Origin of the sequence: Clostridium sp. AF19-22AC, assembly GCF_003479085.1 — a bacterium.
In the GTDB taxonomy this organism is placed as follows: Bacteria; Bacillota; Clostridia; order Lachnospirales; family Lachnospiraceae; genus Faecalicatena_A; species Faecalicatena_A orotica.
In genome coordinates, this window is sequence record NZ_QUGN01000001.1 from 200,789 (window position 1) to 216,721 (window position 15,933).

Sequence of the window (15,933 nt, forward strand, 5' to 3'; positions counted from 1 at the left end):
GAAAGAATCTGTTGGAGGCAGAGAGAATGAAAAAGAGTAGAAAAAAAGGGCGTGTTAAGTACTGGAATCCCGGATATGCAAGACAGGAGGTGCACCGGTTAGGATACCGTTTTTCTGTACGGAAGTATGCAGAGTATCTTCTGGGGCTTTTCGGATGTATTGCTGCATTTACCTGGATCTTCAGACTTAAGGTGCCGTGTGTACTGATCATCAGCGCCGCCTCAGTCTGCTTTATCCCCGGGATTTTTATTATGACATACCGGAATGCCTATGAGCAGAAGCGGTTTGAAGACGTTACAGCTTACATGGAGCAGATCCTGTATTCCTTTAAGCGGCGGGCTAAGATCCTGACTTCACTGGAGGATACACTTGCATTGTTCCAGAAAGGAGAAAGCAGGCTGTATGATGCCATATCTGACGCGATACGTTATATCCAGAACGCAGATGCGAAAGAGAATCTTTACCGGGAAGCTTTTTCATTTATAGAGAAGGAATATGGATGTTCAAGGCTTTATAAAATCCATGACTTCCTGATCAATGCAGAAGAAGTGGGAGGTGACTTCGATGCTTCGGCCGATATTCTCCTGAATGACAGGAAGCTGTGGATTGACCGGGTATACGAACTGCAGCGGGAAAAGAAGAGTGTTAAAGTAAAGATCACAATCGGGATCGGGCTGTCTTTTTTCATATGCGGTATGACTGTCTTCATGCTTCCGAAGGAGTTTGCGGTTACAGATCAGGTTATTTCACAGGCAGTGACTACACTGACAATACTTCTGAACATGCTGATCTGGTATATTGCCCAGAGGAAATTGTCAAAGAGCCTTATTCTGGGTGAGGAAGGCATGGAATATGAAGAAGTGAAAAGACAGTACGATTATGTGATGCACAGAAATCTGGTCAGGGAAAGACAAAAAGGATATTTCCAGGCGGGACTGGTCCTGCCGTTCATCGTGTACCTGGGGCTGAAGGGAAAGATGCTGCCGGCCGGGCTTCTGACAGGTTTTGCGGTTCTCATAGCGACACAGCCGGGGCGAAGGTACAGGGTGTCTCTGAAACATGTGACAAGGGCAGTGGAAAAAGCATTTCCTGAGTGGCTGATGAGCATGTCTCTCCAGCTCCAGACGGACAATGTACATGTCTCACTGGCGAAATCCATCGCAAATGCCCCGGAACTTCTTAAGGAGGAATTAGGGACACTGCTCCAGAAGATTGAGAGGGAGCCGGATTCGGTACAGCCTTATCTGGGCTTTATGAAACCGGTCAGCCTTCCTGATATTACATCTGCAATGAAGGTTCTATACTCAATGGCGGAATTTGGCGCCGCAGATATCAGCAGGCAGATCGCCCCGCTGGTAGAGCGCAATGCGGCCATGACGGACAAGGCGGAAAGAATCAGGGCCGAGGATGAGATCGCAGGCATCAGTTTTTTAATTCTGCTCCCGATGATCACGGGAGTGGTAAAAATGCTGGCCGATCTGGCACTTGTCGTAGTTTATATTTTGTCCGCAGTGAATAGTGTGGCATGAAAGGAGGACATATGAAAGAGTTTCTGGAGGAATACGGGGGCATTATTGCAGTTTCGCTCATAGGGTATGCAGTTATGTCAGGCCTGTGGGAGATATTAAGGATGCTTTGTGAAACAAGTATATAGAAGGCAGAAAAACTGTTTTATGATATGTGATGGGAGTTTAAGATATGAAAGAGTTTATAGAAGAATATGGCGGGATTATGATGGCATGCTTTATGGGGCTTTTGTTTCTAGGGGTGATGTCCGGCCTGCTGGACCCGGACGGGGGCTTAAGCCGCCTTGCAGTCATCTTTGCAGAAGGGATCGGGACCCTGTGCAGCTGAGAAGTGCCGGGATGAAAGGGAGGTGCATAACTTGAAGGTGGTGATTGGTGAATATGGAAAAGTGATCATTCTCGCGCTGGTTTTATCGGGGATGGTGCTGTTTTTATTCGGGAAAGGAGAAGACGGATTCCTTGGAATGCTCGCAAGCACAGGCCCTGCAGAGACGATAGGGAACAAAGATGCCTTTGCAGCTGCAAACGCGATCGCCTCAAGAGCACTCCCGGAATTGTCCGTCAGAGTGAAGAAGCTGAGAAGGGGAACGGAGTATAACCTGCTTGACCGTGACTTGTTTGAGATCACGGCCAAAAATGAAGACGGGGAAAATGTGGAACTTTCTATCGTGAGAATCATTGCACCCGGAGAGCAGGATATTACGGCAGTGACGGAGCCGGAGCATTTTACACCCGGACTACAGGGCGAATACAGAATGACATACAGGGCATCAGAAATCTACCTCGGCAGTGAGAAGGCAAAGGAAAAAGAATACCGCTTTATTGCAGACTGAAAGGAGAGAAGATGAAAGGTGCGGTTGAAACGATGATCGGAATGATCATGATTGCTTTTATGGCAGTACTCAGCACAGCGTATATCACGGCATCTTTAAATACGCAGAGGGCACAGAATTATCACTCAGCTGTGATCGCGGAAGTGGAGGCTGGTGATTTTTCGGAAATTGTGATACGCGGCTGTAAGGAAAAAGCAGAAGAAAACGGTTATGCGGGTCTGGCGGTCGAACCGCTTGTGACTGCCGGCGGCGGGAAATATGCGAAAGTAACGCTTACATATGATTATACCATTCCTATGCTGGATTTATTTTTAAAACATGAGATAGTAGGCTATGCCAGATAATAACAGGGAGGAATCAGATTTATGAAGAATGCCGTCATAGGCTTTTTCTTGGTAATCATCCTGATATTTTCAGGAGTTGCCATTCAAACGGCAGAAGACAGGACAACACGGAAAAATGAACTTGACAACAGTCTGGGAGCGGCGATGGAGCAGTCGATGAAGATTCTGACAGTCAATCCGGTGTACCATATTGAAAAAGAGGACGGAAGCGATGAACTGGCAGCAGATTTCATTCAGGGCTTTCTGCTGAAAACAACAAGCAACTCAGACTATACAATAGAAATTCTGGATATTGATGTGGAAAAGGGACTTCTGGATGTCCGGGCAGAGGAAACCTACAAGCAGGTGATAGGACATGGAAAGATATCCTGCCGGAAGACCGTAATTCTGGAAGACCTTGTGGAAAAGGAAGATATCTTTTACCATGTGTCATTTCAGGCAGGATACGCGGAGCATAAAGGTGAAGAAGAGAAGGACTATGTGCTTAAGCAGATCAGTATCCACAGTGGTGACAATCTGACGGCGGAAGCCCTTCCCAACATTAACATGGATAAGGAGGGCCGGAGATTTCGCGGGTGGCGGATAGTGAAACCTGAGGACCATACAGGGATATTGTATAACAGGGAAAACATCAGTGACATATGTGTCACGGAAGAAATCGTACTGCAGGCTGTTTACCAGACGGAGGAAGTGATATGAATAAAAGGGTGAAAGTAATCATTATGTTAATTATTGTGCTCCTGATCTCTGGTCTCTGCTTTCCGATAATCAGTGAGGCACAGATGACTCCTGCAGAAGATATTTTTCAGGATCCGGATTATGATTATCATGAGGCCGTGTATCAGCTATTCAGGGAAGAGGATGTTGTTTCTATATTAGCCAATGCAGATACCGGTAAAAGGGATACCTTTATGGAGAGGCTCTCAGAAGATGAACTGTACGGGCTGATGCTGCTATACAGGTATGCGCTGGTGTCGGCAACAGTTCAGGATTGTATACAGGCTGAAGGCGGGAACTCTGCAAAGGATGAGGACAGCATAAAAGAAAAGATTGAGAAAGAATTGGAATTTTACGGGGAGCTGATCAACAGGCTGGATGAAACTGCAAAACATCCGGATGCTGATATGGAAGAATGTGTGGAAAATGACCAGATTAAGTCCGGTGCGGATAATCAGAATGATGCAGGGACAGAAGCAGGGACTGAAAGCAGCCCCGCGGAGGAGTATGAAACCAATGCAGGTCCTGAAGCAGAAAGCGTGGACGTACAAAAATCCCGGGAACAATCAGCATTTGCCATATTTCGGGAAACTGTAATGGCGAATGACAGTGACATCGAAGCATATGGAGGAGAAATTAATGATTTTGAAGGCTATGCGGCATACCTAAAAACAAAGACTGACTGTAACATTACTGAGCTGATCCGGCTGCTTGAATGTATGGAAGAGAGGGAAGAGGACAGCACCGGGCAGACTGAAGCGGAAGTGAAAGTTCTTTTGTACAGCATGTACGCAGAGGCGCGGAAACCAGATGAGAAAGAGGAATCAAAAGAGCAGGATAAAACACCGTTTATGAGAGCTGCACCATCGGGTATAATGGGGGCGGTACGGGCAGGAAGTCCTGCTAATGCAGTTGCCAGAATAGGGAGTACTTATTATACAACATTCAACAGTGCATTTAATGCCCTTCCGAATGGAGGAACTCTTTATGTCCTGCGTAATTGTGAGGCCACGCATATTGTGACAACCAAGTCATTTTCCATATATCCTGAGGGGCAGAATGTGAAGGTGACTTTCAATGAATCAAAACTGGAACCTGCTGGGATTATCTGTACTCCTCAGGGAACAGGGAACCCTACGTGGACAATTAGCGGGAAAGACGGGTACACGATCACGTTTGACGCGAACAAAATGGGGAGTTCGGGCGTTCTCAGCAGCCATAATGCAGTTATTTACCTAAAGAGCGGTGCCAGACTCACAAATTCGCGGGGAAATGGAGTATGGAATGAATTAGGCACGACAAATGTTTACGATGGCGCATGGATTTATAATAATGGTTCACACGGTATAGCTACACTCGGTACGGTCAATATCTATGGTGGGAAAATATACGGCAACAAGTATGACGGGATGCGTTCCCAGAAAGCAATCAACGTATACGGCGGCGAAATCTATAATAATCAGGAATGTGGAGTGCATGTCGGTGAAGGCAGCTGTACATTCACCATGACCGGGGGTGCAATTCATGATAACATAACCGGTGTCGGAAATATAAACGGCCAGGGTACTATCAAGATCAGCGGAGGTGAAATCTATCATAATAAGAAAGATGGTATCAATACGCTGGGACGGCAGATGACAATTACAGGAACTGTACGTATCCATAACAATGCAGAAAGCGGCGTAGTCATAGGCGGCGGCACAGCATCAGTCACGGGTGGGAGTATCTTTGAGAATCCTGCTTCCGGCATTATAAACAGAAGCACTTTAAACATCAGCGGGGGTGAAGTTTATTCCAATACGGCACAGAACGGGGCCGGAATTCAGAACTACGGCACCCTGAACATGTCAGGAGGCAGTGTGACCGGAAACCGTGCAGCAGGTGCAGGAGGCGGAATCTGCCTTCAGGCAGGAAGTACATTGCAGCTCAGTGGCGGAACGATTCGTGGCAATACAGCCGGCAGTGGGAAAGGAGTCTATCACAATGGCGCAGCTATGAAAATGAGTGGTAATGGCGCTGTGGATACAGGGAACGATGTTTACCTGTGTGCAGGAAAGTACATATCTGTTACAGGGAGGCTGGGCGGACAGCACGCGGCAGTACTGACACCTGCTGATTACAGGAACGGCCGAAAGGCCGCGGAATATGCTTGCGACAATAAAAAAGGCAGTACTTGTTTCAGGCAGTTTAGTTTATCACCTAACGGCAGTTACTGCCTGCGCCCCGGAGACTATCAGGACTCCCGGTCCGGTGCATCTGACGGAGATATTGTATTGAGTACAAGATACCGGGCTCGTTATCAGAAGAATATTGATGCGGACATTAAGGATATGCCGGGAGAGACAGATAAGTACTGGTATGAAACCGGATCTCTTTCTTCTCTGACTCCATCCTCGGATCTGGTCAAATTCAGAGGCTGGTCGGAAAACAGCAGTGCTGACACGGCACAATACCAGCCCGGGGCTGAACTCAATTCTACCGTGAATAAAGACATTACCTTATATGCGGTCTGGAAAACGAAAATTAAGATAAATTATGCCAGTAATAAAAACGTGCAGGGGCAAGTAAAGCCAGATTATGTGACATGGAAGGACTGCACAGCGGGCCGCGGGTACACTGTCCGGAAGAATGCGGAATTTACGAAATATGAGAGAGAACAGTCCTCCTTTGCAGGGTGGGATATTACATCGGATGCACCGGCAAAAACAGTGCGTTTTCCTGAGAGACAGACATCTATCCTTTCATATGAAGATCTGCTGAGACTAGCAGCGGAGCAACAGGGCAGCAATTATTCGAATGAAGAATTCCTTCAGGAGATCACCCTCTATGCAGTGTGGGATGAAGCACCTGTCATTTCGGCGGACGGTGTGACAGAGTTTTACGAAGGGACAGAAGTTACAAAAAAGATGCTTCTGGAAAATATGAAGGCTGCTGACCGGGAAGACGGCGATATCTCCGAAAGTATCAGGATCCTCCAGATAAAATATGCAGACGGCAAATTATCCGGCGGGGAAAAACAAAAAGGGCAGACAGACACGTGGGAGACGGACATGCCCGATGATTACACGCTGGATACATGGTTTATGCAGATGGACCCCGGGGATTCACCGGCAGTCCATGAAATTAAATATGCTGTCACAGACAGTTTCGGGAATGAAACAAAATATGAATGGACTGTAAAGGTAAAATATAATGAATTCCCTGAAATTGAAACAGAAGACTGGTATTTTACTCTGGAAGAGGCAAAAGCTGGTGCGATAACGGAGGAAACTCTTCTGAGGGATGCTATTTTCGCTGGAAGGGTAAAGGCGAAAGATAAAGAAGATGATGAACTGTATCCCGGAAAAATTCAGGAAAACTTACAGCTCTTGGATTTTCATGCGGAAGATTTTGTAACATTTGAAGAATCAGGATATGTGGTGGTCACCTACTGTGTAAAAGACAGCATGGGGCCCGGTGGTGAAGGGAAAGAAACCTTCCGCCAGTGTACGGTACATATTTTAAAAGACGGGGAAGTGGTAAAGCCGGAACCAGTAAAATATGTAAGGTTTATCAATCAGGAATATTACGAAAAAAACCTGGATTCAGGAAATGATAAAAATGGCGGTCTGGCCGCTGATTCCAAGTGGTACAAGGACCCTGTGTACAAAGAAAAAATAACCGGTACATGGGAGTGTAAAAACGGAACTGGAGAAATCTGGGAATTTAACAAAAATGATGTCAGAGAGGTGAAAAATTATGTGAAAAAGCACGGAATTGGAAATAGCAGGGAAGAAAAAGCTCTGAAACAGTTTGTTAACAGTTTCGGGTATGTCAGAAAGTAATATTAAAGTCTAAAATATTACGCAAATGTTAAAAAGATATTGCATTTTTTTCACTTATCCTTTATAATTCATTTTGTATGAACATAAGATGAAAATTACATAACCCCAAATTATGTTATTTTTCAATAAATCCTGTTGAAAAATGCTGAAGAATATTGTATAGTAAGGACATATATGTGGGGACATAGATAATAAATAAGTTAAGGATGGGTGAATTTATGAAATTAAAAAAAGTACTTAATATGTTAGTGGCAACAGCAATGACATGTTCTATGGTAGCTGTGCCTGTATTTGCTGCGCCAAATACATCAAGTCTGGAATCAAAGAAGAGTGCTGTACAGAGTGAAGTAAACAGCCTGCAGTCACAGTTGTCAGAACTGATGTCCAAGATGACAGATCTGCAGAATCAGTTGATTACAAAAGGTGAAGAGATCACCAAGGCTGAGAAGCAGTTGAAAGAAGCGGAAGAAAAAGAAGCACAGCAGTATGAAGACATGAAGCTTCGTATTAAATATATGTATGAAGAGGGTGACGGCACAGCCGTAGAGAGAATCTTAAGCTCAGGCAGTATCGCAGAGATGCTTAACCAGGCTGAATATACCCAGAAAGTACATAGTTATGACAGACAGATGTTGGACGAGTATGTTGAGACGGTCAATGAAGTAAAGGACTTAAAGAACACACTTGAAGAAGACATGAACAAGCTTGAGGACATGCAGACAGAATATGAAGCCCAGCAGACTGAATTAAGTACTACAATTGAGAATAAGAGTGCCGAGGTTGCCAATCTGGATGCACAGATTCAGGAAGCAGCAAGAAAAGCAGCAGAGGAGCAGGCTGCAAGAGAGAAAGCTGCTCAGGAAGCTGCGGCAAAGAATAATTCCAATAATAACAATAGCAACAATAATAGTAATAACGCGAACACTAACAATAACGGCAATGAGTCAGCTGTTGATAATAACAACACCGGAGGCGGAGAAAGCAATGGTGGAGGTACTTCTAATCAGACACCAGAGGCTCCAAGTACCCCGGAAAACTCAGGCGGTGGTTCAGGCAGTGCGGGTAATACAAGTGCTGCACAGACAATTGTAAATGCAGCATGGTCACAGATCGGAGTTCCTTATGTATGGGGCGGAACAACACCATATGTCGGACTTGACTGTTCAGGACTTACACAGTGGTGCCATGCACAGGCTGGAATCTCTATTGGACGTGTGGACTCTGCACAGCTGGCAGGTGGAATGCCGGTAAGCGATCCGCAGCCGGGAGATATCGCATGGACACCCGGACATGTGGCGATTTACATAGGCGGCGGCCAGATGATTGAAGCACAGCAGCCGGGAACAACAATTTGTGTCAGCTCAGTACGTGCTTCAGCATATGTAAGATACTGGTAAGAATAAAGCAATAAAAAGAATCCCAGACAATGTGGGATTCTTTTTTTACCGCTTTTTTATTGACAAAAGATAGAGATTCTGGCATATGGCATTATTTTTCAGGAACAATCTCCAGCCAGTATCCATCGGGATCTTCAATGAAGTAGATTCCCATTTCAGGATTTTCAAAACAGACACAGCCCATCTCTTTATGTTTCTTTAAAGCTGCGTCGAAGTCAGTTACACGGAATGCCAGATGAATCTCGTTGTCACCAAGTTCATACGGGCGGTCCATATCGCGAAGCCATGTCAGCTCCAAAAGATGCGGTGTCGTGCCGTCTCCAAGGTATACAAGGGTGAAACTGCCGTCATCGGCTTCTTTCGTGCTTGAAACTTCCAGACCAAGAGCTTCTTTGTAGAAGTTTAATGACTTTTCCAGGTCGTACACATTTAAATTGTTGTGAGCAAATGTAAATTTCATATCTTACCTCCATAAGGTGTATTATTATTGAGCTGCAGTATATGTAATATGCCCCGGAAACAGTATGCCCGGACATATTTCACATCTTTAGCATAACACAGACAATATACTACAGAAAAGCCTTGCATTCCAGTATTTTCTATGATATACTACAACCGTTGCAAAAAAACACGTATGCGGATATCTTTGACGGTGCCTAAGCCTGTTTCAGCGTGCTGATTAAACAGTCCGGTCTCAAAGAAGAGTAAAAGCATACGGAAGTTAAAAACCAAACGGAGGAAAGAAACATGAGCGTTATTTCAATGAAACAACTTTTAGAAGCAGGTGTTCATTTTGGACATCAGACAAGAAGATGGAACCCTAAGATGGCTCCTTACATCTACACAGAGAGAAATGGTATCTACATCATCGACTTACAGAAGTCTGTAGGAATGGTTGACGATGCATATCAGGCAGTTGCAGATATCGCTGCAAACGGTGGAACAATCCTGTTTGTAGGAACAAAGAAACAGGCACAGGATGCAATTAAGGCAGAAGCAGAACGCTGCGGTATGTTCTATGTTAATGAAAGATGGCTCGGCGGTATGCTGACTAACTTCAAGACAATCCAGAGCAGAGTACAGCGTTTAAAAGATATTGAAAGAATGTCCGAAGACGGAACATTCGACGTACTTCCTAAAAAAGAAGTAATCGAACTGAAAAAAGAATGGGCTAAGTTAGAGAAGAACCTTGGCGGAATCAAAGAAATGAAGAGAGTTCCAGATGCAATCTTCATCGTTGATCCTAAGAAAGAAAGAATCTGTGTCCAGGAAGCTCATACACTGGGAATCCCGCTGATCGGAATCTGTGATACAAACTGTGATCCGGAAGAACTGGATTACGTAATCCCGGGTAACGATGACGCTATCAGAGCTGTTAAATTAATCGTTTCCAAAATGGCTGATGCAGTAATTGAGGCTAATCAGGGAGCAGCAGGCGAAGAATATTATGAAGAAGCTGCAGATGAAGCAGTAGCTGAAGAGACTGTAGAAGCAGAGTAATTACGGACTTAAGATGCTTCAGCCTGTGGATACAGGTTGAAGCATTTTTGTAATAAGGGATTAGAAATATCAAAATAATCATAATGGAGGAATGAATCATGGCAATTACAGCAGGAATGGTAAAAGAATTAAGAGAAATGACAGGCGCAGGAATGATGGACTGCAAGAAGGCTCTGACAGAGACTAACGGAGACATGGATGCAGCAATCGAATTCCTGAGAAAGAACGGACAGGCTAAAGCTGAGAAGAAAGCAGGAAGAATTGCAGCGGAAGGTATCGTTAAGACAGTCGTTAAAGATGATAAAGTGGCAGCAATCGTAGAAGTAAATTCAGAGACAGACTTCGTTGCAAAGAACGCAGATTTCCAGAGCTTCGTAGAAGCAGTGGTAAATCAGGCAGCAGACTCAGATGCAGCAGATATGGATGCATTTATGGCTGAAGCATGGGCAGAGGACACATCTAAGACTGTAAAAGATGCATTGGTAGAAAAAGTTGCAGTTATCGGTGAAAACTTAAACATCAGAAGATTTGAAAAAGTTGTAACAGACGGATGTGTGGTTTCTTACATTCACGGCGGTGGACGCATTGGTGTCCTTGTTGAAGCAGAAACTGATGTAGTAAACGACGAAATCAGAACATGCTTAAAGAACGTAGCAATGCAGGTTGCAGCTATGTATCCGAAGTATGTATCCCGTGCAGAAGTATCTCAGGAATACATGGATCACGAAAAAGAGATTCTGTTAGCTCAGGCTAAGAAAGAGAATCCGGAGAAGCCGGAAAACATCATCGAGAAGATGATCATCGGACGTCTGAACAAAGAACTGAAAGAAGTTTGTCTGTTAGACCAGGCATATGTACAGGACAGCGACCTGACAGTTGCTAAGTATGTAGAGAAAGTAGCAAAAGAGAACAACGCTAACGTAACTGTTAAGAAGTTTGTTCGTTTCGAGACAGGAGAAGGTCTTGAGAAAAAACAGGAGGACTTTGCTGCTGAAGTGGCTGCCCAGATGGGTAACTAATTTTAGCCAACCCCTTAATGAGAAAATTGCCTTTTGTTTAAAGACAGAAAAGGAAGTTGTGAATATGAGGGCATATTGCGAAAGCAGTATGCCCTTGATTTTAAAAATATAGTAGATTCTTTAAAGCGTATCAAAAAAATGGCGTAGGTAATGGAAACATTTATCTGCGTTATTTTTTTACAAGTGATGAAATATAACAAAATGTGGCTTACTTAGACATGATATTCGGAGTGATTATGAAACTTCAAATGAGATTGTTAAAATTCTAAAGTTGATAATCGAACCCACATATATGCTTTTTCACTGTGATAAAATTGCTACAAAGGCGATATCATCAGCGATAGAACGTATTTCAGCATTGAAAAGTTTTGTTTTAATACTTTCAAAAAAGAAACTAATAGGGCATGATGGAACAGAGTATGATTCATATTTCATATTAGAGCAATAAATTGTTATTTGTATGGAGGTGTTTAACATGAATTTGTTTAAGACATTGAGGAATGAATTGAGTTATAAAGATGATTTACAGCTTGATGGTGCTTTTGCAGTAGCGCATGTGAATTATGATAAATCACCGATATTTAATAATATTGATAGTAGGAATCTGGCAAAGAATTCAAGAAGAAAAAGTATATCATCTAAGGAGAAAATAGAAGATGTTGTTGACTGTATAGAGTCTTTTGATGGAACAGAAAAGGATTTCAAAAAGGATGATAGAATATCATTATGGAAAAATTATTGGATGGAATATATAAATGTATTTGATAAACTTGTAGATTTATTACCAAATTCAGTAGCTACAATTTATGTTGGGAGACAGGCAATAGAAATTGGCTTTAAATATTTACTACTAAAAAAAACTGGGAAAATAAATATAACACACGATTTAGGGGAGTTATCTGCTTTACTCTTCATAGAATATGATATTAATGAAAGTTACATGGATTGGGTGGATGTGTTTTGTGAAAAGTTTTGCAAGTATATTGAGGGTGGAAATGTTGAGTATTTTAGATATCCGGAATATAAAAAAAATACATATTTTGCAGGTAATCGCTTAGACATAGAATGGTTATCTTATAATTTTGCTTTGATTATATTGAAGTTAGTTCATTTTGCTGATTTAGACATTCAAGTTTAGCATAACATAAAAACAGCCCTATTCTCATTTTTTTGAAAAATAGGGCTAGATGGGTTATATTTACTTAGATAAAGTTGTATTAACCCTAAAATTTAACCTTTGGTGAATTTGTTAAAATCGGGAACAGTTTTAAGTCCATCATTTGTTTTGGATTTTTTTAACTCTTTATACTGAGATGGTGTCATTCCATAAATCTTCTTGAAAAGCCGGTTAAAGTAAAACTGATCGTTAATGCCTACGGCTTCTGCTATCTCCCAAAGCATAAGATTGTTTTCTGAAATAAGGGCAGCGGCTTTCTCCATACGCAGTGAGTGAATATACTGTACAATGCTAGTACCTGTGTCGTCTTTAAAGATTTTACATAGATAGTTTTCACTGATTCCGATGGAAGCAGAAAGCTCAGTTAATGTAATCTTTTCATGATAGTGATTTTGGATATAGCAGATACATTCGACTACTTCTTTTTTATAAAAGCGAGTGTCATTTCTGATAAAGCTGTGTATTTGGGTAAAAAATTCATATAAAACAAGACTTAATTCGGTTAAATCAGTACAAGTTTCGATAGAAGTCTGGAGTTCGGTTAAATTTATATAGCTTGAAGCAGAAAGCGTAAGCTCCATATAACTGCACATTCTGTATATATAGCTTTTTAATATCTCAGGATGTATTCTTTCGGTTTTGCATTTTTCCATGAATAAATCAAAATCCTTGATGGAGTCTGCATGCTCACTCTTTGAGAGGGACGTCAGCAGTTCAGAGGCAAAGGAACGGTAATCCATAAAGTTAAAAAAGTGTTGCAGAGAAAGTTCTTCTATGTATACAGGCGAGAAATTGTCATAAAAACAAGAGAGGGATGCTTCAGCGCATTTGAAACCAATATCCTTAAGCTTTTCAAGAGGCATGGCAGTTCTTGTCACAATAATGTAGAGGGAAAGTGATAAAAATTGTGAGAAACAGCTATATATATGCTGACCTAGTTCCCAGACGGTAAGTTCTGTTTCCGCGGCTGCCTTCTCAGGGTATAGGATAATGAGGCTATTGATATTCATTTGTATAAAACTGTCAGAAGGCAGATAATTGAAATTTTCCAAAAGAAGGTTCTTAATAATTGAAGGTGACAGAAGTTCTCCTCTCTTGTTTGTGAATTTTTTTTGGAAGGGCTGTGTAATATAGCAAATATAATAGGCGGAGTTCTCCTGAATTTGGTAGTTCCTCAGCTTTTCATAAGTGAAATCTGTGTCCGTAAAATAGGTTTTCAAAAGAAGCTCGTTAAATGAGGGGTCATAAACGGAGCTTTCTCTTGTGTTTTGTATGGGAGATAATAAGTCAGCGCAATTTTTTAGCTGTTCTAACAGATCATCTTTATTCAAACTGATTTTTAACATATAGTCTACGGCACCTGATTTCAATGCCTGCCGAACATATTCATAATCTCCATAGTTGCTCAGTACGAGAATTTTACCCGGATAGCTTTGGCTTTTTAACGCTTTTATTAACTCCAGACCATCCATAACCGGCATTTTTAAATCTGTAATGATGATGTCCGGCTGAAATTTATTGACGAGGGAAAGGGCCTCCTTTCCGTCAGACGCAGAGGCACAGATGGAGAAACCAAATTCTTCCCAGTTTAGGAGCGTTTTCAATGCTATCTTAACCATTGGTTCATCATCAACTATTAGTATCTGATACATAACTACCTCCAATATTTTTAAGTGTTTGTGGCTGGGTGGCAGGCAAAGTAATCGTACAGCAGGTTCCTGCCCCGGGTTTGCTTTTGATTTGAAAGTTCCCTTGTGCTTTATAAATTCTGGATATTCTTTCTTGCACATTTTGAATCCCTATTGAAATCCGCTGGCCTTTCTTATCCTCGCGAGGGCGGTCAGAATCAAAGCCTTTTCCGTTATCAGAAACGGTGATGAGCATATAGCCATTACTGCAAAAGGCAGATACAGTAATTAAAATCATTTTTCCGTTATTATAAGTGCCATGATAGATTGAATTTTCTACTAAAGGCTGAAGGATAAAACGTGGAATCCTGAAATCATCGAGTTCAGGGGGAAGTTCATATAGCACTTCAAACTTATTTAGGTACCGGACTTTCTGGATTTGGATATAATAGTTTAGTATGCGTATTTCTTCTGACAAGCATACAAATTCTTCATTGTTAATTAAAGAACTCTTTAGGATTTCGGATAAGGAAGTTATCATTTCTTCTAAAACAGGTACTTGATTGAGTTCGGCTATCCACTTCAAGGTACTGAGTGTATTAAATAAAAAATGAGGGTTAATCTGATATTGCAGCATCTGAATTTCTAAGACTCTTTTCCGCTCTTCGTCTTTTTTAATTAAGGACAGCAGCTGCTGGTTTTTATCTAACATCTGATTGATGTTTATGGATAGAAAGGCCAGTTCATCGTCTGCATCAATCTCAATGCGCGAGGAAAAGTTTTCTGTACGGATATCTTTACATACATCTACTGCATTGTGTATGGGGCGCATTATAGTATGGTATAAAAGTGTACTTAGCAATATACAGATACCCAAAATCAATAAAATAAACAGGACAACGGTAGGAATAATTTTATATGCTTCTTCCCGGATATAGGAAAAGGGGATAGAAGAGATGATATAGGAATTAAGTGTCTTGTTTTTGGTATAGACCACGAGATAAGAGGCATCTTTGTTCTGATAAGTAAAAAAATTATCACGTATATCAGAGGGGTTATGGGTTAAGATTTCATCCAAAATTTCATTGTTATAATAAGGCTCGTTTCTTTTAATGGCCTCATGATTCGAGGTCAGGACAGTACCGTCTGTGTTTAATATAACAAGAGTAGAATCATTGCCTAAATCTGCAGCGGACAGGATGTCATTTGTAAAAATCTGTTCGCTGATAAATAGTAAAGTATATCCAAGCGGTGTGTTCATGTTTTGCGTACTATTAATTCTATGCCCCAGAATGATAATGTTCTGCCCCATAAATGTGTTGACATAGGACCAGCTGGCATCTGGTTTTTGCTGGTCAGTTTTATCCATAATATCCTGATAGGCAGAGAAGGAGATATCATCGTATCCCATGTCATAAATAAAAGTATTGTGATTATCCAATATTTTGATGGTTTTCATAAAGGGAGGGTATACAATTGTATCACTGATAAGACTGTTCATATGGCGGCTGATAATCTCCTGTTTTTTTTCGGACAGAACAGTATCGTTAGAAAGAAAGTCCTGTATCGTTGGATCAATACTCAGTTTTCCACCTAAATATTGATAATCTTCCAAGGTAGCATCAATAGTCTTACTGATTTGCAGCAGGGCTGTGAGGTTAGCCTGTCCCAATTTATCTGTTACGGCATCAGAATAGGCTGAGTAAAAATAGAGCGATATGATTAAAAGCGGTAATATGCTGATCAGAAAAAAGCTTCCGATTAAACGTGTGCTAATGTTCAAACGGCGAGTATACTTTATTATAAGAGAAATAAATTTTGTCATAATGATATCACCCTAACATTTTGTATTAGGTATCTGTTATATGTCCGGAGCAGATACGTTATGAAATAATGTGGTTTCATAAAATATTATACATGATTCATAAAAAAAAGGTAGAGACAAACTTAAGATTAGATATGAAGATT

The 15,933-nt window shown here is 41.7% G+C and carries 13 protein-coding genes; 10 read left to right on the forward strand and 3 right to left on the reverse strand.

Features of this window, described 5'->3' with window-relative positions:
* The first annotated feature begins 26 nt into the window (after positions 1-26).
* The 7 genes from DWX43_RS00915 to DWX43_RS00940 all read left to right on the forward strand — a co-directional run bounded on the left by DWX43_RS00915 (position 27) and on the right by DWX43_RS00940 (position 8,641).
* On the forward strand, positions 27-1,529 hold the full coding sequence (locus DWX43_RS00915) for a hypothetical protein (protein WP_118618228.1): 1,503 nt from the start codon (positions 27-29) through the stop codon (positions 1,527-1,529).
* 169 nt (positions 1,530-1,698) lie between these two features.
* Complete coding sequence (locus tag DWX43_RS26845; protein ID WP_181368682.1) at positions 1,699-1,854, forward strand: hypothetical protein; 156 nt, start codon at positions 1,699-1,701, stop codon at positions 1,852-1,854.
* Between the two features lie 31 nt (positions 1,855-1,885).
* The gene (locus tag DWX43_RS00920) at positions 1,886-2,359 is read left to right on the forward strand and encodes a hypothetical protein (protein WP_118618230.1); all 474 of its coding nucleotides are present in this window, start codon (positions 1,886-1,888) and stop codon (positions 2,357-2,359) included.
* Positions 2,360-2,370: 11 nt separating this feature from the next.
* On the forward strand, positions 2,371-2,703 hold the full coding sequence (locus DWX43_RS00925) for a hypothetical protein (RefSeq protein WP_118618232.1): 333 nt from the start codon (positions 2,371-2,373) through the stop codon (positions 2,701-2,703).
* Positions 2,704-2,724: 21 nt separating this feature from the next.
* On the forward strand, positions 2,725-3,402 hold the full coding sequence (locus DWX43_RS00930) for a hypothetical protein (RefSeq protein WP_118618234.1): 678 nt from the start codon (positions 2,725-2,727) through the stop codon (positions 3,400-3,402).
* A complete protein-coding gene (locus DWX43_RS00935; protein ID WP_182440586.1) occupies positions 3,399-7,244 on the forward strand; it encodes a right-handed parallel beta-helix repeat-containing protein in 3,846 nt (1,281 codons plus the stop codon). The genes DWX43_RS00930 and DWX43_RS00935 overlap by 4 nt, the downstream gene beginning before the upstream one ends.
* A gap of 218 nt (positions 7,245-7,462) precedes the next feature.
* Positions 7,463-8,641 carry a C40 family peptidase gene (locus DWX43_RS00940; RefSeq protein ID WP_242996059.1) on the forward strand — a complete coding sequence of 393 codons (1,179 nt, stop codon included), beginning with the start codon at positions 7,463-7,465 and terminating at the stop codon, positions 8,639-8,641.
* A 91-nt stretch (positions 8,642-8,732) separates the two neighbouring features.
* Here DWX43_RS00940 and DWX43_RS00945 read toward each other — a convergent pair whose 3' ends face one another.
* A complete protein-coding gene (locus DWX43_RS00945; RefSeq protein ID WP_109731426.1) occupies positions 8,733-9,101 on the reverse strand; it encodes a VOC family protein in 369 nt (122 codons plus the stop codon).
* Positions 9,102-9,388: 287 nt separating this feature from the next.
* Here DWX43_RS00945 and rpsB point away from each other — a divergent pair, with 287 nt between their 5' ends.
* From rpsB to DWX43_RS00965, 3 genes are all read left to right on the forward strand, one after another.
* Positions 9,389-10,141: a 30S ribosomal protein S2 gene (gene rpsB / locus DWX43_RS00950; protein WP_109731427.1), complete on the forward strand. Its 753-nt coding sequence runs from the start codon at positions 9,389-9,391 to the stop codon at positions 10,139-10,141.
* Positions 10,142-10,239: 98 nt separating this feature from the next.
* Entirely contained in the window at positions 10,240-11,160 is a 921-nt protein-coding gene (gene tsf / locus DWX43_RS00955; RefSeq protein WP_109731428.1) for a translation elongation factor Ts, read from the forward strand.
* A 475-nt stretch (positions 11,161-11,635) separates the two neighbouring features.
* Positions 11,636-12,298 carry a hypothetical protein gene (locus DWX43_RS00965; protein WP_118618238.1) on the forward strand — a complete coding sequence of 221 codons (663 nt, stop codon included), beginning with the start codon at positions 11,636-11,638 and terminating at the stop codon, positions 12,296-12,298.
* Between the two features lie 92 nt (positions 12,299-12,390).
* Here DWX43_RS00965 and DWX43_RS00970 read toward each other — a convergent pair whose 3' ends face one another.
* Both DWX43_RS00970 and DWX43_RS27240 read right to left on the reverse strand, forming a co-directional pair.
* Complete coding sequence (locus DWX43_RS00970) at positions 12,391-13,989, reverse strand: response regulator (protein WP_330582211.1); 1,599 nt, start codon at positions 13,987-13,989, stop codon at positions 12,391-12,393.
* Positions 13,967-15,790 (reverse strand): sensor histidine kinase, encoded by a 1,824-nt coding sequence (locus DWX43_RS27240; protein ID WP_118618242.1) that lies wholly within the window; start codon positions 15,788-15,790, stop codon positions 13,967-13,969. Before DWX43_RS27240 ends, DWX43_RS00970 begins: the two co-directional genes overlap by 23 nt.
* Positions 15,791-15,933: the final 143 nt, after the last annotated feature.

What these genes read in the sequence shown, in the direction of transcription:
- tsf (WP_109731428.1), top strand. Translation starts at nt 10,240, where the DNA reads ATGGCAATTACAGCAGGAATGGTAAAAGAATTAAGAGAAATGACAGGC.
- rpsB (WP_109731427.1), top strand. Translation starts at nt 9,389, where the DNA reads ATGAGCGTTATTTCAATGAAACAACTTTTAGAAGCAGGTGTTCATTTT.
- DWX43_RS00965 (WP_118618238.1), top strand. Translation starts at nt 11,636, where the DNA reads ATGAATTTGTTTAAGACATTGAGGAATGAATTGAGTTATAAAGATGAT.
- DWX43_RS27240 (WP_118618242.1), bottom strand. Translation starts at nt 15,790, where the DNA reads ATGACAAAATTTATTTCTCTTATAATAAAGTATACTCGCCGTTTGAAC.
- DWX43_RS00970 (WP_330582211.1), bottom strand. Translation starts at nt 13,989, where the DNA reads ATGTATCAGATACTAATAGTTGATGATGAACCAATGGTTAAGATAGCA.
- DWX43_RS00930 (WP_118618234.1), top strand. Translation starts at nt 2,725, where the DNA reads ATGAAGAATGCCGTCATAGGCTTTTTCTTGGTAATCATCCTGATATTT.
- DWX43_RS00945 (WP_109731426.1), bottom strand. Translation starts at nt 9,101, where the DNA reads ATGAAATTTACATTTGCTCACAACAATTTAAATGTGTACGACCTGGAA.
- DWX43_RS26845 (WP_181368682.1), top strand. Translation starts at nt 1,699, where the DNA reads ATGAAAGAGTTTATAGAAGAATATGGCGGGATTATGATGGCATGCTTT.
- DWX43_RS00940 (WP_242996059.1), top strand. Translation starts at nt 7,463, where the DNA reads ATGAAATTAAAAAAAGTACTTAATATGTTAGTGGCAACAGCAATGACA.
- DWX43_RS00915 (WP_118618228.1), top strand. Translation starts at nt 27, where the DNA reads ATGAAAAAGAGTAGAAAAAAAGGGCGTGTTAAGTACTGGAATCCCGGA.
- DWX43_RS00935 (WP_182440586.1), top strand. Translation starts at nt 3,399, where the DNA reads ATGAATAAAAGGGTGAAAGTAATCATTATGTTAATTATTGTGCTCCTG.
- DWX43_RS00925 (WP_118618232.1), top strand. Translation starts at nt 2,371, where the DNA reads ATGAAAGGTGCGGTTGAAACGATGATCGGAATGATCATGATTGCTTTT.